23 protein-coding genes and 1 pseudogene are annotated in these 25,283 nt (G+C 38.9%); 18 read left to right on the forward strand and 6 right to left on the reverse strand.

The genetic code is table 11. The annotated features are described in order from the left end of the window. Window positions 1-325 precede the first annotated feature (325 nt). The 13 genes and pseudogenes from AC59HZ_RS27270 to AC59HZ_RS27330 form a co-directional block, all read left to right on the forward strand. Window positions 326-1,087 (forward strand): annotated as a pseudogene (locus AC59HZ_RS27270) (cation:proton antiporter); the annotation flags it as partial. A gap of 251 nt (window positions 1,088-1,338) precedes the next feature. Next, a complete protein-coding gene (locus tag AC59HZ_RS27275; RefSeq protein ID WP_496548912.1) occupies window positions 1,339-1,467 on the forward strand; it encodes a hypothetical protein in 129 nt (42 codons plus the stop codon). Between the two features lie 233 nt (window positions 1,468-1,700). After that, window positions 1,701-2,699 carry an ABC transporter substrate-binding protein gene (locus AC59HZ_RS27280; protein ID WP_496548913.1) on the forward strand — a complete coding sequence of 333 codons (999 nt, stop codon included), beginning with the start codon at window positions 1,701-1,703 and terminating at the stop codon, window positions 2,697-2,699. A gap of 81 nt (window positions 2,700-2,780) precedes the next feature. After that, window positions 2,781-3,812: an ABC transporter permease gene (locus AC59HZ_RS27285; protein ID WP_496548914.1), complete on the forward strand. Its 1,032-nt coding sequence runs from the start codon at window positions 2,781-2,783 to the stop codon at window positions 3,810-3,812. Then, window positions 3,787-4,581: an ABC transporter ATP-binding protein gene (locus tag AC59HZ_RS27290; RefSeq protein WP_496548915.1), complete on the forward strand. Its 795-nt coding sequence runs from the start codon at window positions 3,787-3,789 to the stop codon at window positions 4,579-4,581. The genes AC59HZ_RS27285 and AC59HZ_RS27290 overlap by 26 nt, the downstream gene beginning before the upstream one ends. A gap of 235 nt (window positions 4,582-4,816) precedes the next feature. Then, window positions 4,817-5,947, forward strand: coding sequence for a 4-hydroxyphenylpyruvate dioxygenase (hppD, locus tag AC59HZ_RS27295; protein ID WP_496548916.1), 1,131 nt, complete (start codon window positions 4,817-4,819; stop codon window positions 5,945-5,947). Between the two features lie 83 nt (window positions 5,948-6,030). Next, window positions 6,031-6,639, forward strand: coding sequence for a flavin reductase family protein (locus AC59HZ_RS27300; protein ID WP_496549000.1), 609 nt, complete (start codon window positions 6,031-6,033; stop codon window positions 6,637-6,639). 14 nt (window positions 6,640-6,653) lie between these two features. Further along, window positions 6,654-7,580, forward strand: coding sequence for a fumarylacetoacetate hydrolase family protein (locus AC59HZ_RS27305; protein ID WP_496548917.1), 927 nt, complete (start codon window positions 6,654-6,656; stop codon window positions 7,578-7,580). Window positions 7,581-7,584: 4 nt separating this feature from the next. Beyond that, on the forward strand, window positions 7,585-8,742 hold the full coding sequence (locus tag AC59HZ_RS27310) for a homogentisate 1,2-dioxygenase (RefSeq protein WP_496549001.1): 1,158 nt from the start codon (window positions 7,585-7,587) through the stop codon (window positions 8,740-8,742). 136 nt (window positions 8,743-8,878) lie between these two features. After that, complete coding sequence (locus AC59HZ_RS27315; protein ID WP_496548918.1) at window positions 8,879-9,493, forward strand: NUDIX hydrolase; 615 nt, start codon at window positions 8,879-8,881, stop codon at window positions 9,491-9,493. 130 nt (window positions 9,494-9,623) lie between these two features. Further along, window positions 9,624-10,985, forward strand: a complete 1,362-nt coding sequence (locus tag AC59HZ_RS27320; protein ID WP_496549002.1) for an aspartate kinase — start codon at window positions 9,624-9,626, stop codon at window positions 10,983-10,985. 141 nt (window positions 10,986-11,126) lie between these two features. After that, complete coding sequence (locus AC59HZ_RS27325; protein WP_496548919.1) at window positions 11,127-12,101, forward strand: quinone oxidoreductase family protein; 975 nt, start codon at window positions 11,127-11,129, stop codon at window positions 12,099-12,101. Between the two features lie 25 nt (window positions 12,102-12,126). Next, window positions 12,127-14,370 carry a molybdopterin oxidoreductase family protein gene (locus tag AC59HZ_RS27330; protein ID WP_496548920.1) on the forward strand — a complete coding sequence of 748 codons (2,244 nt, stop codon included), beginning with the start codon at window positions 12,127-12,129 and terminating at the stop codon, window positions 14,368-14,370. Window positions 14,371-14,413: 43 nt separating this feature from the next. Here AC59HZ_RS27330 and AC59HZ_RS27335 read toward each other — a convergent pair whose 3' ends face one another. Together AC59HZ_RS27335 and AC59HZ_RS27340 are read right to left on the reverse strand one after the other, a co-directional pair. Next, window positions 14,414-14,989, reverse strand: a complete 576-nt coding sequence (locus AC59HZ_RS27335) for a DUF2238 domain-containing protein (RefSeq protein WP_496548921.1) — start codon at window positions 14,987-14,989, stop codon at window positions 14,414-14,416. 17 nt (window positions 14,990-15,006) lie between these two features. After that, window positions 15,007-15,570 (reverse strand): DUF2238 domain-containing protein, encoded by a 564-nt coding sequence (locus AC59HZ_RS27340; RefSeq protein WP_496548922.1) that lies wholly within the window; start codon window positions 15,568-15,570, stop codon window positions 15,007-15,009. A gap of 150 nt (window positions 15,571-15,720) precedes the next feature. Here AC59HZ_RS27340 and AC59HZ_RS27345 point away from each other — a divergent pair, with 150 nt between their 5' ends. After that, window positions 15,721-16,338: a GntR family transcriptional regulator gene (locus AC59HZ_RS27345; protein ID WP_496548923.1), complete on the forward strand. Its 618-nt coding sequence runs from the start codon at window positions 15,721-15,723 to the stop codon at window positions 16,336-16,338. Between the two features lie 39 nt (window positions 16,339-16,377). Here the strand turns inward: AC59HZ_RS27345 and AC59HZ_RS27350 are convergent, their stop codons facing one another. Together AC59HZ_RS27350 and AC59HZ_RS27355 are read right to left on the reverse strand one after the other, a co-directional pair. Further along, window positions 16,378-17,934: an ABC transporter permease/substrate-binding protein gene (locus tag AC59HZ_RS27350; protein ID WP_496548924.1), complete on the reverse strand. Its 1,557-nt coding sequence runs from the start codon at window positions 17,932-17,934 to the stop codon at window positions 16,378-16,380. Next, window positions 17,934-19,058 carry an ABC transporter ATP-binding protein gene (locus AC59HZ_RS27355; RefSeq protein WP_496548925.1) on the reverse strand — a complete coding sequence of 375 codons (1,125 nt, stop codon included), beginning with the start codon at window positions 19,056-19,058 and terminating at the stop codon, window positions 17,934-17,936. The genes AC59HZ_RS27350 and AC59HZ_RS27355 overlap by 1 nt, the downstream gene beginning before the upstream one ends. Before the next feature lie 211 nt (window positions 19,059-19,269). Between AC59HZ_RS27355 and AC59HZ_RS27360 the strand changes: the two genes are divergently transcribed. Both AC59HZ_RS27360 and AC59HZ_RS27365 read left to right on the forward strand, forming a co-directional pair. Further along, window positions 19,270-19,785, forward strand: a complete 516-nt coding sequence (locus AC59HZ_RS27360) for a M50 family metallopeptidase (protein ID WP_496548926.1) — start codon at window positions 19,270-19,272, stop codon at window positions 19,783-19,785. A gap of 186 nt (window positions 19,786-19,971) precedes the next feature. Then, window positions 19,972-20,457, forward strand: coding sequence for a nitroreductase family protein (locus AC59HZ_RS27365; RefSeq protein ID WP_496548927.1), 486 nt, complete (start codon window positions 19,972-19,974; stop codon window positions 20,455-20,457). 56 nt (window positions 20,458-20,513) lie between these two features. On the opposite strand, the gene AC59HZ_RS27370 is transcribed toward AC59HZ_RS27365, so the two are convergent. Continuing rightward, the gene (locus tag AC59HZ_RS27370) at window positions 20,514-21,446 is read right to left on the reverse strand and encodes an NAD(P)H-dependent flavin oxidoreductase (protein ID WP_496548928.1); all 933 of its coding nucleotides are present in this window, start codon (window positions 21,444-21,446) and stop codon (window positions 20,514-20,516) included. A 218-nt stretch (window positions 21,447-21,664) separates the two neighbouring features. Here AC59HZ_RS27370 and AC59HZ_RS27375 point away from each other — a divergent pair, with 218 nt between their 5' ends. Next, a complete protein-coding gene (locus tag AC59HZ_RS27375) occupies window positions 21,665-22,915 on the forward strand; it encodes a DHH family phosphoesterase (protein WP_496548929.1) in 1,251 nt (416 codons plus the stop codon). A 33-nt stretch (window positions 22,916-22,948) separates the two neighbouring features. Here AC59HZ_RS27375 and AC59HZ_RS27380 read toward each other — a convergent pair whose 3' ends face one another. Further along, window positions 22,949-23,962 (reverse strand): LLM class flavin-dependent oxidoreductase, encoded by a 1,014-nt coding sequence (locus AC59HZ_RS27380; RefSeq protein ID WP_496548930.1) that lies wholly within the window; start codon window positions 23,960-23,962, stop codon window positions 22,949-22,951. Window positions 23,963-24,259: 297 nt separating this feature from the next. Between AC59HZ_RS27380 and AC59HZ_RS27385 the strand changes: the two genes are divergently transcribed. Beyond that, window positions 24,260-25,246 carry an acyltransferase family protein gene (locus AC59HZ_RS27385; protein ID WP_496548931.1) on the forward strand — a complete coding sequence of 329 codons (987 nt, stop codon included), beginning with the start codon at window positions 24,260-24,262 and terminating at the stop codon, window positions 25,244-25,246. The last annotated feature ends 37 nt before the right edge of the window (window positions 25,247-25,283 follow it).

Consider the following 25,283-nt stretch of genomic DNA (forward strand, 5'->3'; position numbering starts at 1 on the left):
ATCAACCGCTACCCGCTGCGGGACTTTGCTCTCCAAAAACCTAATAAAAATTATTTCTTTACATAACAATATATGAATTTCAAATAATATTTAAAATCTATAAGAGACTTAATTCATGAGTATTTTGTTTTGTTTCGATGGTCTATCTGTATTATGTGATTATAAGGTAGCGTAATTGGCAGGATATATTTATTAAGTAGGATAGTGTATTCAATAAAGACCTACAAAGAGTTTATTCTGGGTCTTTTTTATAGGTCTATATGTTTTTCAATTTTTTTTGTTTTCTATGAAAGGAAAGTTGTAAGAGATACTCCTTTATTTACAAGGAAGATTAAAGCGAAGAGTAGCGATTAGTTCGAGTAAATTGAAGAGTGATGAGATAAACGATGTTCTTGTAATCCTTGCTTTAGCCTTTTTAATGAGTATGACTGGTGGTGAGGTAAATCTAAGCATGATCATTTTGAAAAAGGTACTCTTTTTCGGAGGTGCTATTTTAGTAGCTTGGAAGGTTGTACCTTGGGTTTTAAAAAAGTTTGCGCCACTTAAGGTTACGGAATCGCTTATTTCGGCAGGGTTAATTATCTGCTTTATTTATGCCTATGTGGCTGAATTAACGGGAATAGCGGCGATTATAGGAGCTTACATTGCTGGAGCTGCTATTAGCTTAACGAATTATAAAATGGAAATATTTGAAAAAGTTGAAACTATTGGTTATTCGATCTTTGTTCCTGTTTTCTTTACTTCTATTGGTGTGAAAGCAAGCTTCGAAGGGATTTCAGAAAATTGGGGTCTGATTTTTGGGCTTAGTACACTTGCAATCTTAACAAAATTAATTGGAGCGGCACTTGGAGCTAGAATGGCCCGCTTTTCTTGGAAAAGCTCGCTGGGAATCGGCGCAGCGATGGTTTCCCGTGGGGAGGTTGCCCTAATTATTGCTTCGATAGGATTAGAAACAAAGCTAATCAATGATGAGTTATTTGCTGTTTTAGTCATCGTCGTCCTCATCACAACGATTGTTACTCCGCCTTTGATGAAACTCTTTTTTAAACCGGGCAGCATTAAAAAGTCCATGAACAGTCCTGCATAATGAAGAAGACATCCTGTCTAATTATAGACTGGATGTCTTTTCTTTTAAGCAGCTTTATTTTTTGGAGTTGAATCTATTTGTTTTCCAACATTTTTTAAACCAATCATAAATCTTGTTGTAAAAATAATGGCTGATATCATACCTTTACTATGATTCTTTTTTTAGCTTTTTTAAATGCACCCCCAAAATCGGAAATAGAAACACGAATAGTTTGGTAACTTGAAAAAACTAATTTACTTAGGAGGTTAGATATGGGAAACGTATTAATTGATATCGACAAACTACTAGAAGCCACTGTTGATCTAACATCTGGGAAAAATAGTCATAAAGGAAAACCGGTTGAGATTGATAAATTACTTGACAGCACTCGTGATTGGTAAGAATCATATTTTTGCCCCTTAACTCATAACTTAAAAATATACTATCAGAATGCCTTCTAATTAATTAGGAGGCATTTTCTTTTGAATCACTTCTATTAATTGACACGCTTTAAAGCGCAAAAATATTTTAGTATTTTCTATTGCTTTTGGCCAAAAAAAATACTAGAATAATTTTTAATATAATAAATTTTTAGAAAATTATTTTTTAAAACAATGTTAGGGGGATTTTGAAAATGAAGAAGAAAGTAAGTGCGCTTTCCTTTGCGTTGGCAGGAATGCTGATGCTTGCAGGATGCGGTAGCAAAGAATCATCAGGTGATGCAGAGAAGGGCGGGAAAGATAAGGAATTCAAAGTTGGCATTAGCCAATTTGCTCCACACCCGTCATTAGATGCAGCTACAGAAGGTTTTAAAAAGGCGTTAGCGGACAAAGGTATTAAAGTAAAGTATGATGAACAAAATGCTCAGGCAGACATGAATAATGTCCAAACAATCGCTAAAAACTTTGTTGGTGACAAAGTCGATTTGATTTTTGCTAATGCTACTCCTAGTGCAACGAGCGCGTTAAATGCAACGAAGGAAATTCCTATTATTTTTACGTCTGTAACAGATCCAGTTGGAGCAGGCCTTGTTGAAGCTTTTGACAAGCCAGGAAAAAACATTACCGGAACTACTGATAATCATCCGGATGCAACGAAAAAAACCATCAGCTTTATTACTGATGAAGTGAAAGCAAAAAATATTGGTGTAATTTATAACTCAGGAGAACAAAATTCAGTAGTTCAGGTTAAGGATGTTAAAAAGATCGCTGAGGAAAAGGGTGCTAAACTTGTAGAAGTATCGGTTGCAACTACAGCAGAGGTTAAGCAGGCTGCTGAATCATTAGTGGGCCGTGTAGATGCCATCTACATTCCAACTGATAATACCGTAGTTACTGCCCTTGATACTGTCATTGCTGTCGCAAATAACAAAAAAATTCCGCTTTTCGTTGGAGAACTTGATTCAATGAAAAAAGGGGCTGTCGCAGCGAGTGGCTTTAGCTATTTTGACCTCGGCTATCAATCTGGTTTAATGGCTGCTGATATTTTATCTGGTAAAAAGAAAGCATCAGACATTCCAGTTGAACTGCCAAACAGCTTAAAGCTTGTGATTAATAAAAAAGCTGCTGAAGCACAAGGCTTGCAAGTAAAGGAAGAATGGAGCAAGCTTGGCGAGTTTTATGACGGAAAATAGCAAACTATAAATATATAAGGAGTCAGCCTGAAAGGGTTGACTTCTTGATTGATACATAGAAAAAAAGAAAGGATGATTTCAATGTTTACAGCCATATTTGGATCTTTTGAAGCAGGTATCATCTATGCGATTATGGCACTGGGCGTCTATCTTTCCTTTCGTATTCTGGATTTTCCAGACTTAACGGTAGATGGTAGTTTTGTGACAGGTGCCGCCATTTCGGCGGTTATGATTGCGGGGGGAACGAATCCGTTTTTGGCAACGATTGTTGCATTATTTGCAGGATTTGCTGCAGGCTGCTTAACGGGACTGCTTCACACCTTTGGAAAAATCAATAATTTACTATCCGGTATTCTCATGATGATTGCATTATATTCGATTAACTTACGAATCATGGGACGCTCAAATATTCCATTATTGAATACGGATACAGCTTTTACAAAAATCAGTGATATATTTGAAAACTCAGGAATTGATTCATTTTTTAACAGTATTCTTTCGGCAATTGGGCTAGGCGACAGCCTCCCGGAGACTTGGGGAATTTTAATCTTTATGGTTATCGTCACCTTTGTGATCAAAATCCTTACCGATTTGTTTTTACAAACCGAAATTGGTCTTGCAATCAGAGCAACAGGCGATAACAAGCGGATGATTCGCAGTCTTTCAGCTAATACCAATCTTCTTGTAGTTCTTGGACTGGGACTTTCCAATGCGCTTGTGGCATTTTCAGGAGCTTTAATTGCTCAACAAGGCGGATTTGCTGATGTTGGAATGGGAATTGGAATGATTGTCATTGGCTTAGCGTCTGTTATTATCGGTGAAGCCCTGTTTGGTACTAAGACAATTGCACGAGCAACTCTTGCGGTCATTGGCGGTTCCATTATTTATCGTATTGTTGTTACCTTAGCCCTCCGTGTTGAGTTCCTGGACCCTGGAGATATGAAATTAATAACGGCAGTAATTGTCATCATTGCCCTTACGGCACCGAAGATTATTGAAGGATCCAAAGAGAAAAAACGGAAGGCAAGAAGAAAATCTGAAAGAATGAACATCATCCAGACTTCTGTGAGAACGGAGGGGGACAACCATGCTGCAATTAAATCAGATTCATAAAATATTTAATGAGGGAACACCCGATGAAAAAATTGCGATTGACCATATAAACCTTACGCTGAAACCAGGGGATTTCGTAACGGTTATCGGCAGTAACGGTGCAGGAAAATCGACCTTAATGAATATCATTTCCGGTGTTTTATACCCTGATATCGGTGACGTTTGTATTGGTGGTGAAAATGTAACCAATATGTCCGAGTTTAACCGTTCTAAAATGATTGGCCGCGTTTTTCAGGATCCGATGGCTGGAACAGCTCCAAGTATGACGATCGAAGAAAATCTTGCGATGGCCTATTCACGAAATAAAACGAGAACGCTGCGAAAAGGCGTTACGAAAAAAAGGCGTGATTATTTTAGGGAAGTACTGGAATCATTGCATCTCGGTTTGGAAAACCGTCTCAGTGCAAAGGTTGGACTGCTGTCAGGCGGAGAACGTCAGGCGCTTTCCTTATTAATGGCCACTTTTACTGAGCCCTCGATCCTGTTGCTGGATGAGCACACAGCTGCACTTGATCCATCAAGAGCAGAGTTGATAACGAATCTGACAAAGGAAATTGTCGATAAGTATAAACTTACCACGTTGATGGTCACACATAATATGCAGCAGGCGATTGATTTAGGAAATCGGTTAATTATGATGGATAAAGGCCAAATCATTTTGGAAGTGGATGAGGAAAAGAAACAGCAGTTAACGATTGAAAGATTGTTAGAGGAATTCAAACGAATTCGCGGTGTTCAAATGGCAAGTGACCGGGCGGTACTTTCTTAGTAAAAAATATTTTTTTCATGTCATATTAGGTATATTTTTGTAAAAAACATTATCAATACACTTATGTAAGAAACATCCTAGGACTAGGTATGTTTCTTTTTTCATTTAGGAAAAAAATTACTATGTTTAAAGAATATTTCTTTACTGCAAAAAAGCGTTATTGCTTTACACCCTGCTCTTGAGGGGACAAGAATTTTTCCATTAAAATATATTCTGAATATTACTATTTTTAAAAATGGGGGTTCTTGAATTGAAAGAAAAACGAGTAAAAGCTGATGAGCTTGTAAATGACTTTTTTCCAGTACGAGATGTAGATTATATAGAGATTTATACAGGAAATGCCAAACAGGCATGCCACTATTTTTGCACAGCGTTCGGGTTTCAGCCAGTTGCGTATTCAGGTCTTGAAACGGGCAATCGTGAAACCGTTTCCTATGTGTTAAAACAGCGGAACATTCGCTTGGTGCTTACAGGCTCCTATAAGGAGGATAGCAGAGTAGCGCAGTTTGTTAAAAAGCATGGCGATGGCGTAAAAGATGTTGCCCTTTTAGTGGATGACGTCGATAAAGCATTTGATGAGGCAGTAAATCGCGGGGCAATTGCCCATGTGGCGCCGTTTGAAATGAAGGATGAAAAGGGTGTTGTTAAAAAAGCCGTTCTAGGTACATATGGTGATACCATCCATACGTTAATAGAACGGAAAAATTATCAGGGTGCATTCCTGCCGGGATTTGAATCCTATTCTTCCGATGTACCAATTGAAGATGCCGGCTTAATCGGAATAGATCATGTGGTAGGAAATGTTGAAAGCATGGAAGAATGGGTCGATTATTATTCGAAGGTAATGGGCTTTATCGAAATGAAGCATTTCACCGACAAGGACATCACGACTGAATATTCTGCTCTCATGTCAAAAGTTATGCATAACGGAGGGCGTATTAAATTCCCAATCAATGAACCGGCAGAGGGGAAGCGTAAATCGCAAATTCAGGAATACCTCGAATTTTATAATGGTCCCGGAGTGCAGCATCTTGCGATTTTAACGGAAGATATTGTCTCTACTGTTGCCACTTTAAAGAAAAATGGTGTTGAGTTCCTTAAAACTCCAAGTACGTATTATGAATCATTAGCAGAGCGGATCGGCCAAATCGATGAAGAAATTGAAAAACTGCGCGAGTTGAATATTTTAGTGGACCGTGACGATGAAGGCTATTTGCTTCAAATTTTTTCAAAGCCGGTTGTAGACCGCCCGACATTATTTATTGAAATCATCCAGCGTAAAGGTGCCCGTGGATTTGGGGAAGGAAACTTTAAAGCCTTATTTGAATCAATTGAACGGGAACAGGAAAGACGTGGTAATTTATAAATTAATAGCTAAATAGAGACAAAAGGGGGAACTTTTTCCCCTTTTTTTACAACCTTTTGTTATATGAAAGAGTGGTGAATCGAATGGAAATTACGCCGGAAATACTGGAATGGCGAGAGGCCTATAAATTATTAATCGGCTCCATTTTACCAAGGCCGATCGCTTTTGTGTCAACGATGGATGTTGACGGAAACGCTAATGCGGCGCCCTTCAGTTTTTTTACAGCCATCTGTGCAGATCCGATGCTCGTCTGTTTTTCGCCGATGAGAAGAGGGAAGGACGGCGCGAAAAAGGATACTCTCGTTAATATTGAAAATACCGGTCAATTTGTTATTAATATCGTCAGTGAGAGTATGGCTGAGCAAATGAATGATTGTGCGATAGAATTTTCCCCTGACATTGATGAAATTGTGGAAACGGGCTTAACAAAAGAACCGGGCCATAAGGTGAAGGTGCCGCGAATTGCGGAATCACTTGTCCATTTAGAATGTGAACTCCATCAGGTCCTTCATTTTGGCGACAAGCCGGGCAGCGGCAGTCTCGTCATTGGTAAAGTGGTCCATGTTCATGTTCAGGATGAATTAATGGATAAAGGGAGAATAGACATGGATCTATTAAAGCCTATTGGAAGAATGGCAGGCAATATCTTTACCGATCCTTTGGCCAAAACGTTTGAAATGATAAGAAAATAGAAAAAGGTGAGTCAATGAAATTTGTAACCTTCGAAAAGCCAAATGGGAGTATCCGGGCAGGCTGGCTCTTAAATGAAACATATGCTGTTGATATGCACGAAGCAACCAATGGCAGGCTGCCGTGTAATCTAATAGAATTTCTCGACAAAAGTGAAGAAAATTTAAAGATTGCGGCAGCATTGTCGTTAACTAATGACCATAAAGGAGTTTACCTAGTAAGTGACCTTTACTTAAAAGCGCCACTTCCTAATCCAAGAAGCTTGCGTGATTTTTACGCCTTTGAGCAGCATGTGAAAACAGCAAGGGAAAATCGTGGTTTGAAAATGATTCCTGAATGGTATGAAATTCCTGTATTTTATTTTTCTAACCACCTGGCGATAAAGGGGCCGGGCGAAGAAATCATTAAACCTAAAGATTGTGACTGGTTAGACTATGAACTTGAGGTCGCATGCATTATAGGTAAAACAGGCAGGAACATTTCTGCTGCTGAAGCTGATGATTATATTTTTGGCTATTGTGTTTTGAACGATTGGAGTGCGAGGGACCTGCAGCGGAAAGAAATGAAGGTTGGTTTAGGTCCAGCAAAAGGCAAGGATTTCTCCACCTCGATTGGCCCATGGATTATCACAAAAGATGAATTGGAACGTTTTAGGACAGGGAAGGGCTTTGATCTTGCCATGAATGCACGGGTAAATAGTGTCCAACTGTCTAAAGGGAATTTGAAGGAGCTTTATTTTTCCTTTGGAGAAATGATTGAACGGGCATCTGCTGGCGTAACCCTTTATCCTGGCGAGGTTATCGGTTCAGGTACAGTCGGAACAGGGTGTATTCTTGAACTTGGCGAAAAAGTGCATCCATGGCTTAAGCCGGGAGATAAAGTAGAGTTAGAAATTGAGAATTTAGGGATATTAGAGAATACAATAATTGAAGAATCGAGGTGAAATGATGTATTATCGTCAACTGGGGAAGATTCCACATAAAAGGCATACGATGTTTAAAAAAGAGGATGGGAGCCTATACAGGGAACAGGTAATGGGAACCCGTGGTTTTTCTGGAACCCAATCGATTCTTTATCATCAATACATGCCGACAGAAGTTGTAAAATCCGATTTAATTGGAAATTATTTGCCTATCTATGAAGAGCAGCAATCATTAAAACACCGCCACTTTTTTTCGACGAAAGTCACAAAAAATGGAGATGCTCTTAAGGCACGAGAATATATTCTTGGAAATCAGGATCTGTTAATCGGAACGGCATCTATTAACGAGCCCATGCAAAGCTATTATCGAAATGGTGATGGAGATGAAATGCTTTTTATTCACCATGGCTCAGGAAAGCTAGAGACGATGTTTGGGACAATCACATACCGGCCTGGAGATTATCTCGTCATACCGATTGGAACGATTTATCGAATAATACCAAATGCAGATGAAGAGACGAAAATGCTTTTTGTCGAAGCGTTTAGTCAAATCACAACGCCAAGAAGGTACCGAAATGAATATGGCCAGCTTTTAGAGCACAGTCCATTTTGCGAACGGGATATCCGCGGCCCGGAAGCCTTGGTGACATTTGATCAAAAAGGAGAGTATGAGGTTTTAACAAAATCAAGAGGAGCGATTCATTCTCATATTCTAGGTCATCATCCGCTTGATGTGGTTGGCTGGGATGGATATTTGTATCCTTGGGCTTTTAATATCGAAGATTTTGAACCGATTACTGGGAGAGTCCACCAGCCGCCGCCAGTACACCAAACCTTTGAAGGTAATAATTTTGTGGTTTGTTCCTTCGTTCCCCGCCTTTATGATTATCATCCGGAATCCATTCCGGCTCCATACTATCACAGTAATGTTAATAGTGATGAGGTCCTTTACTATGTTGAGGGTAATTTCATGAGCCGAAAAGGAATTCAACAGGGTTCCATCACCCTACATCCAAGCGGAATCCCGCATGGACCGCATCCGGGTAAAACAGAAGCAAGTATCGGAAAGAAAGAAACGCTGGAGCTTGCTGTTATGATCGATACTTTCCATCCTTTAAAGGTTGTAAAGGAAGCAATTGATTTAGAGGATACTGCTTATATGTATTCCTGGTTTCAAAAATAGGAATAGTAATGGAGAAACAATCCTGCCTTTTGCGCTTGGATTGTTTTTTTTTACATAGGCTAATTTTAACCGATAAAACTGTTAAAAATGTTATTGTAAATACATACACATTAATATCGAGATGAGGGGTGAAAACGTGGAACGCGAAACTATTTTGACGAAATTAAAAAATCATGTTCCTATTATACTTGGCAGTGAGAAATTTTCAAGGTACGCTGTCATGCTGCCACTCATTCAAAAAGAGGATGGAATCCATGTATTGTTCGAGGTCCGTTCACAGCAGTTACGGAGGCAGCCTGGGGAAATTTGTTTTCCTGGGGGCAGAATTGATTCCGGTGACTGTGATGAAAAAGCAGCTGCCATTCGTGAAACGAAAGAGGAATTGGGTATTGCTGGAGAAAATATCTGTGAAGTGTTCCCTTTAGATTTTATGGTATCTCCGTTTGGGATGATGGTATTTCCTTTTGCGGGCTTTATTACAAATCCAGGCAGCATTCAAGCGAATCCCTCTGAGGTCGGGGAACTATTCACAGTTCCTTTACCATTTTTTATCGAAAAAGCGCCTGAAATTTACCGAATTGAATTTAAAGCAGAGCCGGAAGAAAATTTTCCATTTGATTTAATCGTCGGCGGAGAAAATTATAATTGGCGGACAAGGGGGATGGAGGAATACTTTTATATTTATGAAGATAAAGTGATTTGGGGTCTGACAGCTAGAATTCTTGCTCATTTTATTGAATTGATTCGCTAATCTTTTTTTAGCCAAGCTTATGTACTCCCTATGTGAACAAATGTCCATATGAAAAGGAAAAAACACTTGATTATTTTCAGAATTGGAATAAAATTAAGATTATATTTTTACACAATAGGGAGTTGTCATGATGAAAGTAGTAAAGTTTGGCGGATCATCTTTAGCATCCGGGAAGCAGATTGAAAAAGTATTCCAAATAGTCATAACTGACGCTGAGCGGAAAGTGGTCGTTGTATCAGCTCCCGGGAAAAGGTTTTCTGAGGACCATAAGGTAACGGATTTATTAATTGAATGTGCAGAACTAAGCTTACTCAATAAGGATCCAAAAGAAAAGTTTGAAGCCGTTATCGAAAGATATTCATCTATTGCCGACGAATTAGCTCTCGGGGATGAGATCATTCGTGAAATTCAAAACGATTTGATAGAAAGGCTGAATGGGGATAAAAGTAAGCCTGACCGGTTTATGGATAGGCTTAAAGCCAGTGGTGAAGATAATAATGCCAAATTGGTGGCTGCCTACTTCCGTAAGCGGGGAGCTGATGCCTCATATATAGACCCGAAGGAAGCAGGACTTTTAGTGAGCGATGAGCCTGGAAATGCTCAAGTTTTAACAGAGTCATACAATCGCTTATTTTCACTACATGAACGTCCAGGCATTTTGATTTTTCCAGGCTTTTTTGGCTATAGCAGGGAAGGGGAAGTTTTCACATTTTCACGAAGCGGCTCAGATATTACAGGATCGATCCTTGCTAATGCGCTAAAAGCGGATTTGTATGAAAATTTCACTGATGTAGATGCGGTTTATTCTGTTAATCCCAATATTGTTACAAAACCAAAAGAAATTAAAGAACTAACCTATCGGGAAATGCGAGAGCTTTCGTATGCAGGCTTTACCGTTCTGCATGATGAAGCCCTTGTCCCAGCATTCCGTGCGGGAATTCCGGTTCATATTAAGAATACAAACAATCCTGCTGCCTCTGGTACCAGAATTGTATCTGATCGTAAAAATACAAATGGGCCGGTAATTGGTATTGCCAGTGATCAGGGATTTTGCAGCATTTATGTAAGTAAATACTTAATGAATAGGGAAGTTGGATTTGGTCGTAAGCTTTTAGGTATATTAGAAGATTTCGGGTTATCTTATGAGCATACACCTTCAGGAATTGATGACGTATCAGTCATTTTGAGAGAAAGCCAGATAGATTCTAATATGGAAAAAGAAATAAAAGACCGCATTATGACAGAACTTCATGCTGATGAAGTGAAAATTGAGCATAGTCTCGCTCTTATAATGGTCGTTGGCGAAGGTATGAGACAAAATGTGGGTACAATGGCTAGGGCCTCAAAAGCTTTAGCAAAGGCACGTGTTAATATTGAAATGATTAATCAAGGATCTTCTGAAGTCAGCATGATGTTTGGTGTAAAACAAATAGATGAAAAAAGAGCCGTTCAAGCGATATATGAAGAATTTTTTGCTGCGGTGACGGTATAATAGTAAAAGTAGTTCTTAATTCCTTTTTAATTAAGAACTACTTTTTTTGTATAGAGGAATAAAATAAATAGTTTAAAATTTAATTGTGTGCTATCATTATACTAACCGGTTAGTATCTCTCGGATAAAGGAGACCTTTAACATGAAAGCGATTCAATTTAAAGAATATGGAAAACCTGACGTTTTAAAGTTTGTCGAAGTACCGTTACCAGAATTAAGGCCCAGAAATGTTTTAGTAAAGGTAAAAGCAGCGGGTGTGAACTTTGCGGATACAGCCCGCAGATATGGCCAATATTTAGCGAAAACTCCTCTACCTTATGTTCCAGGAGCGGAAGTAGCAGGTGTCATCACAGAGGTTGCAGCGGATGTCACGGACTTTAAGATTGGTGATCGGGTAGTCGCATTAACAGATGATGGGGGATATGCAGAGTACATCGCACTACATGAATCCCAGTTAGTAAAGATACCAGAATCAGTAGATTTTAATCAGGGTGCTTCTATTTTAGGTCAAGGAATTTCGGCTTATTTCATCTTAAAATCTTCTGGCCAAATCCAAAAAGGTGACACCGTACTAGTGCATGCTGCAGCTGGTGGTGTTGGTACATTTGCTGTGCAATTAGCAAAGATTATGGGCGCAGGAAAGGTCATTGCCACAGCCAGCAGCAAGGAAAAGCTTGATCTTGCTTTTTCTCTTGGGGCTGATGCTGGAATTAATTACACCGAAGAAAATTGGCATAAGCAAGTTTTAGAAGCTACCGATGGTAAAGGGGTCGATGTTGCCCTTGAGATGGTTGGCGGAGACATTTTTAAAAATACGTTGAAATGCATGGCGGTCAATAGCAGACTTGTCATTTATGGCCGTGCAGGCGGCCAGGAAACGAAATTCGATCCGGCTATTCTCATGCAACGAAATGTTAGTGTTATCGGTTTCTGGCTTGTTCATTTTCTAAAAGATGCAAAAGCATATAAAGATAGTGTAAGAGATTTACTAAATTATATTGGCGATGGAAAATTAAAATTAATTATAGGAAAAACCTTTGCTTTGGAAGATGCGAAAATGGCACACGAGCTGTTAGAAGGCCGTCAAACAATCGGGAAACTAATTTTAAATCCTTAATAAGGCCTCGAGGGAGGAATTACGGTTGATTTTGAATGAACTTGAAACAAAAATAAATTTTCGTACATGCCCATTGTGCGAAGCGACTTGCGGCCTCGAAATTCATACGAGGGGACATGAGGTTGTCCATATTAAGGGGGATAAACAGGATCCGTTTAGCAAGGGTTATTTATGCCCAAAGGGATTCAGTATCAAGGAACTTCACGGTGACCCTGACCGAATCCGAAAACCCATGATTCGCCGTGGTTCTGATTGGCAGGAAGTTACTTGGGAAGAAGCCTTTTTAGAAGTTAGAAAAGGACTGCAATCCATTATTAAAGAGCATGGAAGGAACTCAGTTGCCGTATATTTAGGAAACCCTTCAGTTCATAATTTGGGGAGTATGTTATACGCACCAACTTTTTTACGGTCATTAGGAAGCCGAAGTATTTATTCTGCCAGTACGCTTGATCAAATTCCGAAGCAGCTATCCTCTGAAATGATGTTTGGAAGTGATGCCAATCTTCCAATCCCTGACATCGATCATACAAATTATTTTTTGATGATTGGCGCTAATCCGCTAGCTTCAAATGGGAGTTTATTGACCGCGCCTAATATGAGGGGACGGTTGAAGGCACTTCGGGACCGCGGCGGTAAGTTAGTAGTCATCGATCCAGTTCGTACCGTGACGGCCAAACAGGCGGATGAACATCATTTTATCCGGCCTGGAACGGATGCTTTTTTCTTGTTTGCTTTGATTAATACACTTTTTGAGGAAGATTTAGTATCACCAGGGAAACTGGTTAATCTTATTAACGGTTTAGATGAAATTAAATCCCTTTCCCTGGATTTTACACCAGAAATAGCAGCAGCTAAATGCGGAATTCCGGCAACTGAAATTCGGCGGATTGCCCGCGAACTGGCCGTCTCGTCAAAAGCCATTGTTTACGGAAGAATGGGCACCTGTACACAGCCCTTCGGAACGATAAACAGTTGGCTTGTAGATGTATTGAACGTTTTGACTGGGAATTTGGACCGTCAAGGTGGTGTGATGTTCCCTACTCCGGCAACGAGACGTACTTCCTCGAAAAAAGCCCGCTCACTCCGGTACAATCGTTATCAAAGCAGAATTAGCAATATGCCAGAGGTCTTGGGGGAGCTTCCAGTGGCGTGTCTGGCGGAAGAAATGGAAACGGAAGGGACTGGACAAATAAAAGGATTCATTTGTATGGCCGGAAATCCAGCACTATCGGCACCAAATAGTTCGCGTCTCCAAGCGGCACTTGAGAAAGTAGATTTTATGGTCAGTATCGACTGTTACATGAATGAAACGTCAAAACTTGCAAATGTGCTGCTGCCAGTTCCTTCACCATTAGAACATTCTCATTATGATATTACCTTTTATAATCTTGCAACAAGAAATATAGCACATTATTCGAAGCCTGTTTTTGACCTGCCTTCAGAACAATTAGATGACTGGCAGATCCTTTTGCATTTAGCAGCAGCGGTCAGTGATCAAAATTTAGCTGGCGATCCTCTCAAGTTATTGGATGATTATACCATTGGTGAACTGATCAGCCATGAATTAAAAAATGAAAATTCGCCTATTTATGGCCGTGATCCACAGGAGATTTTTTCATTCATAAAAGATAGAGAAGGTCCAGAGCGGTTACTTGATTTTTACCTCCGTGTTGGGCCGTACGGAGATCATTTTGGGGAAAATCAGGATGGCCTAAGCTTGTCAGTACTAGAGGTAAATCCGCATGGAATGGACTTTGGCGCAATGAAGCCGAGAATACCCGATATTCTGCAAACTCCATCTGGGAAAATTGAATTGGCACCGTCTATTTTAGTGGGAGATGTTAAGCGCTTAAAAAATTCGCTTAAGTCTGAATCGAATCATCTCGTTTTAGTCGGCAGGCGGGATTTGCGAAGCAATAACTCCTGGCTGCACAATTTGCCAGTATTGGTTAAAGGAGAAGACCGTTGTACGCTTTGGATTCATTCTAGTGATGCAAATCGTTTTGGCATAGGTAAGGGAGAAAGGGCATTACTCAAATCTCGAACTGGTAAAATTGAAGTGCCTGTCGAAGTCACCGACGATATCATGCCAGGTACGGTAAGTCTGCCACATGGCTGGGGGCACAGTCTTACCGGTACACGGCTTGGGGTCGCAAGAGAACATCCAGGTGTGAATGTCAATTTATTGACGGATGAACAAGTTGTCGATCCTATATCAGGAAATGCGGTCCTTAATGGTGTACCAGTATCCATTGAAAAGATTGGATAATAATACCGATTCAAATAAAAGAGGCTCTGAGCAAGAGCCTCTTTTATTCCTTATTTAACTTAATTTTCGTCCGAATCCCCGACCAGATTGCGATAGCAAGACCACCTGCCGTATCGGCAATTAAATCAGTCATCGTATCTTTGTTTCCTCCGCCCTGCAAGGTCATGTCAAAAAGTTGATCAGAGCTAAATTCATATACCTCCCATAAAACACCACCTAAGGCAGCAAACGATAAAGTGAATAAAAAGACAAACCATGGCGATATTTCATCCCCTGCATCACGATGGATCAATCTTTCATATAAGGCAATCCCTGAAAAAGCAAGAATCGCTCCGCTGACAAAGTGCATAAAAGTGTCCCACCAGCCAAGCCCATACCAGCCTCGAATCGAACCTAAATATTGTGAGCCGATTAAAAAAATTAAATAGGAGATGACGATTGGCAAATTAAATTGCAGCTTTGTAAAAAGTGCCAGCAGAAGGGGGACGGCCCCGCAAACAATCCCGCCTATGGCCACGGTTGATTTGAAGGATGCGCCATTTTTATAATAATAAAATGCTAAAATGGCCATGAAAACTACATACAATCCACTTAAAAGAATTACGAGTTTCCGATTCATTCAGGAGACCCCCAGTTTTAAACTTTTTGTTTTCTAACACCCGAGTAAATAGCGATTAGGAGACCACCGGCAGAGCCACTCAATAAATCATACATTGTGTCCGTATTGCCGCCCCGCTGCATCGTATGGGTAAAAGTTAAGTCCCCAAGGAATTCATAAATCTCCCATAGCAAACTTGAAAAAACTGCAAGTGAGAGAACGAAAAGAAAAAGGAGGGCAGCCGAAACGCCGCTGCGGACATTCTCCGGTATTAACCGTTTATAAAGGGCGATCCCAACAACCCCAATAAAAATCGCTTTAAAAAAATGAAGAGTAGAATCCCACCATTTGTAGTGCAAATAAAAGCTTGAGATCGACCCCAGAAATAAGGAACAAAATAAAAAAATAAAATAGCTGATAATAATAGGGATATTAAAGGGGGTGTTTTTCATACGTAATAGAACTAATGGTAAGGCACTGGTCAAAATTCCGCCCAGTGCAACCTGCCATCGGGAGGAATCACCCTTCAAAAGGTAATAGATGAATAAGGAAGTCATAAAAATGATAAATGCTGAACTTAAAATGATAATTAATTTTCTCACATGATTTCATCCTATTCTAATGAATTCCTTAAAATTATGTCCAAACATAAGAAAATAAGTCTTAAATTGTGATTTTAGACTTTTGTTGGAAAGAGTAAATGTATAAAATAAAAAAGGAACCTCTTTTAGACGAAACGTGGCGGTGTTTTTATGCAAAGGGCACAAATCCCAACATATGAGCGGATTGCAATTGATTTAGCAAATAGAATTTATGATGGTGAATTTAAAGTCGGAGAAAAAATTCACGGAAGGTCGACACTGGCTAGTGAATATAAAGTTTCTCCGGAAACTGTCAGGCGTGCAATTAAGATATTAGAGGATGTCGATATTGTTCAGTCGGCTATGGGCAGCGGAATTGTTATCTCATCTAAAGAGAATGCCATCAAATATATTCATCGATTTTCCAATTTAGCAAGCATTAAAGATTTAGAAAAAGAAATGAATAGTATAATCTCAGAAAGAGATAAACTTGATGAGTTGATGCTGGATACTCTTAGAAAAATAATGGATTACTCAGGAAAGCTTCGGCATACAAATCCCTTGGCCCCAATAGAGGTAGAGGTTTTTCCAGACTGCAGCCATATAGGTAAAACGATTTCCGAAGTGAAGTTTTGGCAAAATACCGGCGGTACCGTTATCGGAATGAAAAGAAACGGTGAAATGATCATCTCTCCAGGGCCATATGCGCTAATTTTAGAAGGAGATGTGCTCCTAGTAATAGGTGATGATAAAACCTATGACAGGGTTTTGCATTTTTTAAAGGAATAAAACAAGCCAGTTTCCTCGGAAACTGGCTTGTTTGCTGTTTTATTGAATTAATCCTTCATTTTCCAAAAAATCTTTTGCTACTTTTGCAGGAGACTGTTTTAGACTATCAACCTTATAGTTAAGTTGACGCATTTTGTCATCCGTTATTTTACCCGCAAGTGAATTGATAGCTTTTTTCAATTCAGGATGTTCTTTTAATGTTTCTTGCTTTATAATTGGCACCGCATAGTATGGCGGGAAGAATTTTTTATCATCCTTTAATACTTTCAAGTGAAAGGCCTCAAGTAAACCATCAGTGGAAAATGCATCAATAACATCACTTTTATGATTATCTAAGGCAGTATAGCGCAGGCCCCCGTCAACAGCTTTAACATCTTTAAAATTCATATTGTATTTTTGAGAAAGTCCAATCAATCCATCATCACGATTTGGAAATTCAAGTGTGGGTCCTAATATTAAGCCATTGCTTACCTTCGCTAATTCAGAAATCGTATTTAAGCCGTACTTTTTAGCGGTGTCTTGGCGAACGGCCAATGCGTATGTGTTATTAAATCCGAGCGGCTTTAATTGTTCAATCCCATATTTTTTAATAAATTCTTTTTGGACAATATTATAGACCTGCTCAGGATCATTTTTGGGCGGCTGCTTTAAAATATTTACCAACCCGGTTCCAGTATATTCGACATATACATCGATGTCCCCTTTATTTAGGGCGCTGAAGGATACCTGTGACCCTCCTAAATTAAGTTTTCTTTCTACCTTAAGGTCCGTCTTGTCTTCAATTAAATCAGCCAGCATATTACCTAAAATTAATTGTTCACTAAAATTTTTCGAACCGATGACAATTTTATCCTTAGCATTGGCTTTTGCATAGATCGTAAAAGCTCCGGCAGTAACAAGGAGAACGGAAGCAATACCAATCACCCATCTTTTTATCTGCTTACCTGAAGTCCTTGAAGACCGTTTCTTGCTTGTATACGAAAATGTAGATTCCATTTTCCCAACAAGAAAGTCAATTAGAAGGGCCAAAATACATGCAGGGATAGCTCCTGCTAATATCATGTTGTTATCAACGGTTTGCACCCCTGAAAAAACGAGGTATCCAAGACCGCCAGCGCCGACGAAAGCAGCGATGGTCATTAATCCAACAGCGGTTACCGCTGAAATTCTGATACCCGCCATAATCATCGGGAAGGCAAGTGGCAATTGCACTTTTCTCATTGTTTGACCTTTGGTCAGACCGATGCCTTTGGCGGCTTCCAGAATATCACCATCAATATTTGTTAAGCCTGTATAGGTGTTTTTTACAATTGGAAGCAGTGAATAAAGAACGACCATGACGATTGCGGGCGTGCTTCCGATACCAATAAAAGGAATCAAGAATCCTAGTAAAGCCAAGCTTGGTACAGCTTGAATAACATTTGTCGTCCCGATAACCGGCTTAGAAAGCTTTGGTTCTCTGGAAATAAGAATTCCGAGCGGTATACCTACTACAATCGCGATTAATACGGAAACAATACTTAAATATAGATGCTGTCCTAGTAAACTGAAAAGCTGCTGATAGTTAGACGTTAAATAATTCCAAAAATTACTCATTAAAACGCCACCTCCAAATCAATTAATTGGCTGCTTAATGCTGATAAAATGCTGCTTCTTGTGATTAATCCAGTTAATTGTTTAGCGCTATTCACGACAGGCAAATAGCCAATTTTATGCTCATTCATGGTTGCTAATACGGATATTAAATTTGCATCATGGGAAACGGAAAGAACATTTTGTTCCATAATCATTTCAATTGAGGTGTTTCGGTTAAGGAGTTGAATGCCTTTTAAAGTCACGAGTCCTTTTAGAACATTATTTTTGTCGGTAACCATTAAACTGTCTACCTTATTGTCCTTCATAATCTCAATCGCCTGTAAGACGTTCCTCATCGCTGTAATTTTTACAGGATTCTGAATCATAATATCCTCGGCCAATAATAATTCCGGATTATTCCATACACGTCTTTTCCCAATAAATCCCTCAACAAATTCATTTGCAGGATTTTTTAAGATATTTTCAGGTGTATCGTATTGAAGAATATCCCCATCTTTTAAAATACAAATCTTATCTGCTATTTTAATAGCTTCATCCATGTCATGTGTAACAAAAATGATTGTCTTATTCAATTCCTTTTGCATTTGGAATAATTCTTCCTGAAGGGAGCTCCTTGTAACGGGATCTAATGCACTGAAGGGTTCATCCATTAAGATGATATCGGAGTTTGTGGAGAAAGCCCTGGCTACGCCAATCCTTTGCTGCTGGCCGCCGCTTAATTCTTTAGGATAGCGGTGCAAATATTCCTTGGGATTTAAACCTACCATTTCTAGCAATTCTAAAGTCTTTTTTTCAATCGCTGCCGGATCTTCGCCCTTCAGTTTAGGAATTAATTCCAGGTTTTCTTTAATTGACATGTGAGGAAATAATCCCGTGTTTTGAATGACATATCCAATATTTCTCCTTAATTCAATCGGATTCATCTTTGAGATATCTGTCCCGTTGACAAAAATTTGTCCCGATGTGGGCTGAATCAGCTTATTAATCATTTTAAGCAAAGTTGTTTTACCGCATCCGCTTGGTCCAATAAAAACCACCAACTGTCCTGCTTCAATGTCTAATGAAAAAGTGTTAATAATGGTCTTTGTTCGATATTTCTTAACAATATCTTTAAACTGTATCAATTTCATTCCCCCTTTTTATTTGAAACGATAATGGTAATGTGACAACTCAATGATAACACATAAGTTGTCACTTTGTCGAATTCGACCCAAAATGGGAGGGTCAGAACAATCTTTCCAATGATAGATATTGCCAGCTATTTTTATGTTAAATTAGAAAAAAGTGTTAAAATAAAGATAATAAAAAATTTTCAAAAAAAGAGGGGAATGTGGAGTGAGCTTTGTTCGAGATAAATTTAGTTCGAAGTTTTTCTTTTTCCTCGTTTTCGCTTTTCTGTTGATTCATGTGCCGATTATCGGTAATTATGTAAAAATTATTAATACCCTTATCCATGAATCCGGTCATGCATTGTTTGCCCTTTTTGGAGGCCATGTCGAAAGAATATCGTTGTTTATGAATTCAGAAGGTGCAACCTATAGTAATCAGTCTACCTGGATTGGCAGTTTTTTTACCAGTCTCGCCGGCTATACATTTGCTTCTTTTATGGCGTTCCTTTGGTTTTTGCTAATCGGAAAGAAACAGCAAATACTTTTGATTGATATTTTGTTAGCTTTTATTTTTTTAAATCTGATATTCTGGGTTCGTAATCCCTATGGGATATTTTGGCTTTGCTCGTTTGCAGCAGCATTTCTGTTCTTACTTATTAAGGGTGGCCATAGCTCCAGAGATCATTTATTACTTTTGATTGCTTCTGTTTTGTTTGGTCGACTCTGTACAAAGCTCATATGAAATCTTAATTATTATTTTTGTACAGCCTCATGCAGCAGGGGACGCTGAGAATCTTGCACAATTGACGCATATAATACCAGCACCAATCTGGGGGAGTTTCTTCTTCCTGCAAGCAATTTGGTTCTGTTATTATGGGTTGAAAAGAGGGTATTATAAAATACAAAATTAGTAGAGGTGGATAGTCAAATGAATGTATTCGACGCAATTCAAACGCGACGTAACATAAAGAAATTCAAACCTGATGCAGTAAAGGAAGAATTGATTTTCTCATGGCTGCAGGCAGCGACAATGGCGCCAAATCATCGGATGACGGAACCATGGAAGATTCATATTATTGGTGTGGAAACAAGAGCACAATTAAATCATAAAACGAATTTTGGAAATGCTCCCTTTCTTATGGCAGTATTATCGAAACAAGGAGCAACAAAAATAGAAACGGATGAAAATGCATTGGCTACCGCTTGTTTTATCCAAAATTTTAACTTGGCAGCCTGGGCAGAGGGAGTAGGAACATTTTGGTCCTCGATTGGCGCGAAAGGGAAAAATCGAGAAACGTTAGGTATTCCTGAAAATTATGATTTAATTGGCGTTCTCGCTGTTGGCTATCCAGAAGAAATACCCGACCCAAAGCCAAGGACACCAATTCAGAGTAAAATAAAGATCCTGCCATAGAAAAAAGCCAACTATTTTTTTCGGTTGGCTTTTTTCTAATTACATTAATTGAAGTTTTATTGACAAGTTTTAATTGACTCCGCATATTCTAAGGTAAGATTATCTATAATCTTTTGGACAGGGAGAATTTCTTTAATTTCATCTACTCGTGCACCCGCAAAAACTAGTCCGTTTTCAACGTCTCCATTTACTGAAGTAAGTAGTGAATCAAGTGTACAAAAGCGGTAGGAGCAATTTTTTAAGCAATCAAGACATTTAGCGATTTTTAATTTATCTGGACCGCTAATAAGGGTAGTGAAGTTATTTTTAATCGCTCTTCCTTGCAAGCCGACAGTGGTTTTAACCAAAACCAGATCATCTTTTTTAGCATTAACGTATTTTTGTTTAAAGGCTAAAGGGGCATCACATTCTTCACTGGCGACAAATCGAGTCCCCATTTGAACACCTGAGGCACCCATTGAAAGTGCTTTTGCAATATCGCCGCCATTCATAATTCCTCCTGCTGCTATCACTGGTATCGAGACCGCTTCGATTACCTCTGGAAGAATATCAAACATAGGACGATCGGTTCCAAGATGTCCTCCAGCTTCAAACCCCTCAACCACAACAGCTGCTGCACCCAGACGCTCTGAAATCCTTGCCAATTTTGCAGAAGAAACAATTGAAATAACTGGAATTCCAGCTTGCTTGCCCCATGTGTACATATCTCTAGATATGCCTGCTCCAGAAATAATAAAATCAACTTTCTCTTCAAGGGCTGCTTTCATTTTTTCAGCAAAATCATTCATTGCAAATAAAACATTTACACCAATATATCCGGTATTCTTAATAAGATTCCTCGCTTGTTTTATATGCGAACGTAATTCCTCAACTGAAATTCCTGTCCCAGAAATAATACCAACACCGCCAGCATTTGCGACTGCTGAAGCCAGTTTGCTTAAAGAGATACCAACACCCATCCCGCCTTGGAAGACCGGTACCTGTGGCATTATATCACCTATTTTAAGTTGTGGAAAATTCAATTCATAACCTCATTTCAAATGGAATTGTGTGAAACTTCTCAAGTATCGTATCATTTTAAATTAGAAAAGGATGTGATTTTTTTTACTTGGTCATATAATCAGGTTATATCCTTTGCTCACCGTATAAGAACATAGATCCAATACCAAACTATAGGTTATGGAAAAAATATTTGGTGGTGGAAGAATTGGTAAAACTTTTTACTGATATTGATTTAGATGGTCTTGGCTGCGGGGTGATTGCAAAAATAGCATTTGGGGAACAGGCTGATGTATCCTATTGTTCCTATCGAATTTTAAATCAGAGAGTGGATGGATTTATCTCAAATCCTGAGAATGATAAAGAGGAAATGTATATAACCGATCTAGCGGTAAATATCGAGGTAGAAAAAAAATTGGCAGACCGCTTTAAGTTTGGAAGGCATATTCAAATGATTGACCACCATGTAACCGCAATGCATTTTAATGAGTATTCATGGGCATGTGTTAAGGCGGAATATGATACGGGGAAAAAGACCTGTGCAACCTCATTATTTTATGATTTCCTCGTGGAACGTGGAAAGCTTGAAAGAAATAAGGCATTAGAGGAATTTATCGACTTGGTACGCCAGTATGATACGTGGGAATGGGATGAAAATAATAATATCAAAGCAAAACGTTTAAATGATTTATTCTACATCAGGAACCGTGAGCAGTTTGAAGAAGAGATGTTAAAAAGGTTGACGGAAAACAAAGATACATTTGACTTAACTGAAACAGAAAATATGCTTCTTGATATCGAAGAGCAGAAGATCAACCGATACATTCAATCCAAAAGCAGACAAATAGTCCACACCTTTGTTGATGATTATTGTGTCGGAATTGTCCATGCGGAGCAATATTTATCTGAGTTGGGAAATGCGTTAAATAATCAATATCCGTATTTTGATATGATTGCTTTATTGAATGTTGGCGGAAAGAAAATGGGATTTCGAACTATTCACGATGGAGTGAATGTGGCTGAATTTGCACAAAAATATGGCGGTGGTGGCCATCCGAAAGCTTCTGGTGCGGATTTGACAGGCGAAGCATTTGAAACGTTTATTATGAAGGTGTTTGAAATTTCTCCCCCTAAACCAGATGCTGATCGAAATGAATTTAATGTGAAAGAAGCCTCCTATGGCAGCAGTTATCAGAACCATAAAGGAGAAATCAGTTTTATTCTGCCGAAGGGAAATAGCAGCTATATAATATACCATAATGGAGAGAAACTAAATCAATCATTCTTGTCTTATGAAGAGGCTGAACGATTTTTAAAAAGAAACTACGCCTCTTGGCTCCGCTATGACAAAGAATATCTTCCGATACTGGCAAAAAATCTTCAAATTCCAATCGATGAATTAAAAGTTAAATATCCTGAAATTGTCAGTAACAGGATTGTGGACATTGTAAACATATAAAAAGAGCTTGGGCAGCCAAGCTCTTTTTTATGTTCATTTGACAATTTCAGATAAAATTTCATAGGACCGCAGGCGGGATTGGTGATCAAATATTTGCGAATTGATAATCATTTCATCTGCCTGGGTTTCATCCAAAAAGGCTTGTAGTTTCTCTCTAACCGTTTTCGGTGAGCCGACAATAGAGGTACTTAATCGACCAGCTAATAATGACTTTTCATAATCACTGCAAAGCGCATTGACATTTTCGACAGGCGGCTGAAGCTTTCCAGGGTTATTTCGGATGAGAGCTAGGAATTGCTGCTGCATAGACGTTGAAAGCCAGTTAGCTTCCTCATCTGTTTCCGCAGCAATCACATTCACTCCCACCATTGCATAAGGCTGCTTGAGTACATCAGATGGTTTAAATTTGCTGCGGTAAAGGGCAAGAGCAGGCTTCGTGTATTCAGGAGAAAAATGACTAGCAAAGGAAAAAGGCAATCCTAATTGTCCCGCTAATTGAGCACTAAAACCACTGGAACCCAATAACCAAATTGGAACATCCAATCCTTCTCCAGGAATGGCCTTGACATAATTTTTCCCAGATGGATTAAAGTAGGCCCGGAGTTCTCCCAGCTGCTCTGGGAAGTCATGGCCATCGCTTCGCCGCTCTCGCCTTAATGCATGGGCAGTCAGCTGGTCTGTTCCAGGTGCACGGCCAAGACCAAGGTCAATTCGGCCTGGAAAGAGAGATTCAAGCGTTCCAAATTGCTCGGCAATGATAAGTGGTGAATGATTGGGAAGCATGATCCCGCCAGAACCAACGCGGATAGTGGTAGTGCCGCCTGCGACATGACCAATAACCACCGATGTGGCAGAACTCGCAATCCCTGGCATATTATGATGCTCTGCAAGCCAATACCGGTTATAGCCCCATTTTTCAACATGACGGGCTAGGTCTAAAGTGTTCCTTAATGAATCAGAAGGAGTTCCCCCTTCAATGATGGGAGAAAGGTCAAGGACTGAATACGGGATATCACTTAGACGTTTTCTGCTTTTTTCTTGATTCATATTGTCAGCTTCTTTCATTAAAACTTTAATCGGTTTTCTAAAGAAATTTTAACAGGTCCTGAATGCCCTTCAAAATGAAATGCTTTGCCCCCCCGTCATTTAAGGCTTAATTAAGAATGGAGTGGTAATTTAATCGTGGGTATATTTGATTATTATTTCAAAATTGTTATTTCCATGAAACATTATGTAAATCCACTAACATATTCCCGTAATGGTTTTGATGTATCATGGATGAACAGAGCATTTTGGAAAATTTTAATATACCTTTTTGAGTGAATTATATTATGGGGTGATAAAATGGGTTCAACTTCAAAAAGGAGTAAATATTTCGATAATGCAAAATTTATATTAATTTTTCTCGTTGTTTTTGGGCATCTCATCAGTCCTTTAAAGGAACACGATGGGCTCCTTTTTACCTTATATTCCGTGATTTTTTTATTTCATATGCCAGCATTTATCTTAATCTCCGGATACTTCGCAAAAGGTTATAAAAAACCGGGATACTTGAAAAAGTCTGTTAAAAAAATATTAATTCCTTATTTAATTTTTCAATCCATTTACTCTGTTTATTATTACCTAAATGGACAGGAAGCCAAATTGGATTTTGATTTACTCCATCCGCATTGGTCGCTGTGGTTTTTAATGAGTTTGTTTTGCTGGAATTTGATGTTATATATCTTTGCAGAACTTAAATGGAAGGGTCTTGTGATTGCTATCGCTATTGGGATTGGGATAGGTTACGTTGACCATATTGGCAGTTTCTTAAGCTTATCTAGGACATTTGTATTTTTTCCATATTTTTTATTGGGGTATTTATTAAACGGGAACCAGTTAAGAAAGGTTATCAGAGCAAAGTACTCACTTCCATTTGGGATATTAATCTTATCTGTAACACTTTTATTGGTTGGATTTGGATTCCCAAAGGATGCAGTTCCATGGCTTTTAGGTGATACATCTTATGCAAACATGGGAGGAAAAGAGGTATCAGATGGGTTATTGCGTGGTCTCCAATATGGCGTAACATTCATAGTAATGTTTGGATTTTTAGCTCTCATACCTTCCACCCAGTTTAAATTAACGAAAATCGGAGAAAGAACCTTATATATCTATTTATTTCACGGTTTTATTATTAAATCCCTTCAAACGTTCATACCGGATGAGCGTTTAAATTCCATATCAGGAAATTATCTATTACTTTTCATCATTTCTTTCTTGATATGTAAAGTTCTTGGTAGTTATTTTATGAAAAAGTATACTCAACCGCTAGTTGAATTAAAGGTCTGATAGCCGAATGTGTTGGTCACATTCGGCAGTTTTTTTG

The organism is Neobacillus sp. DZ-9 (assembly GCF_059587065.1).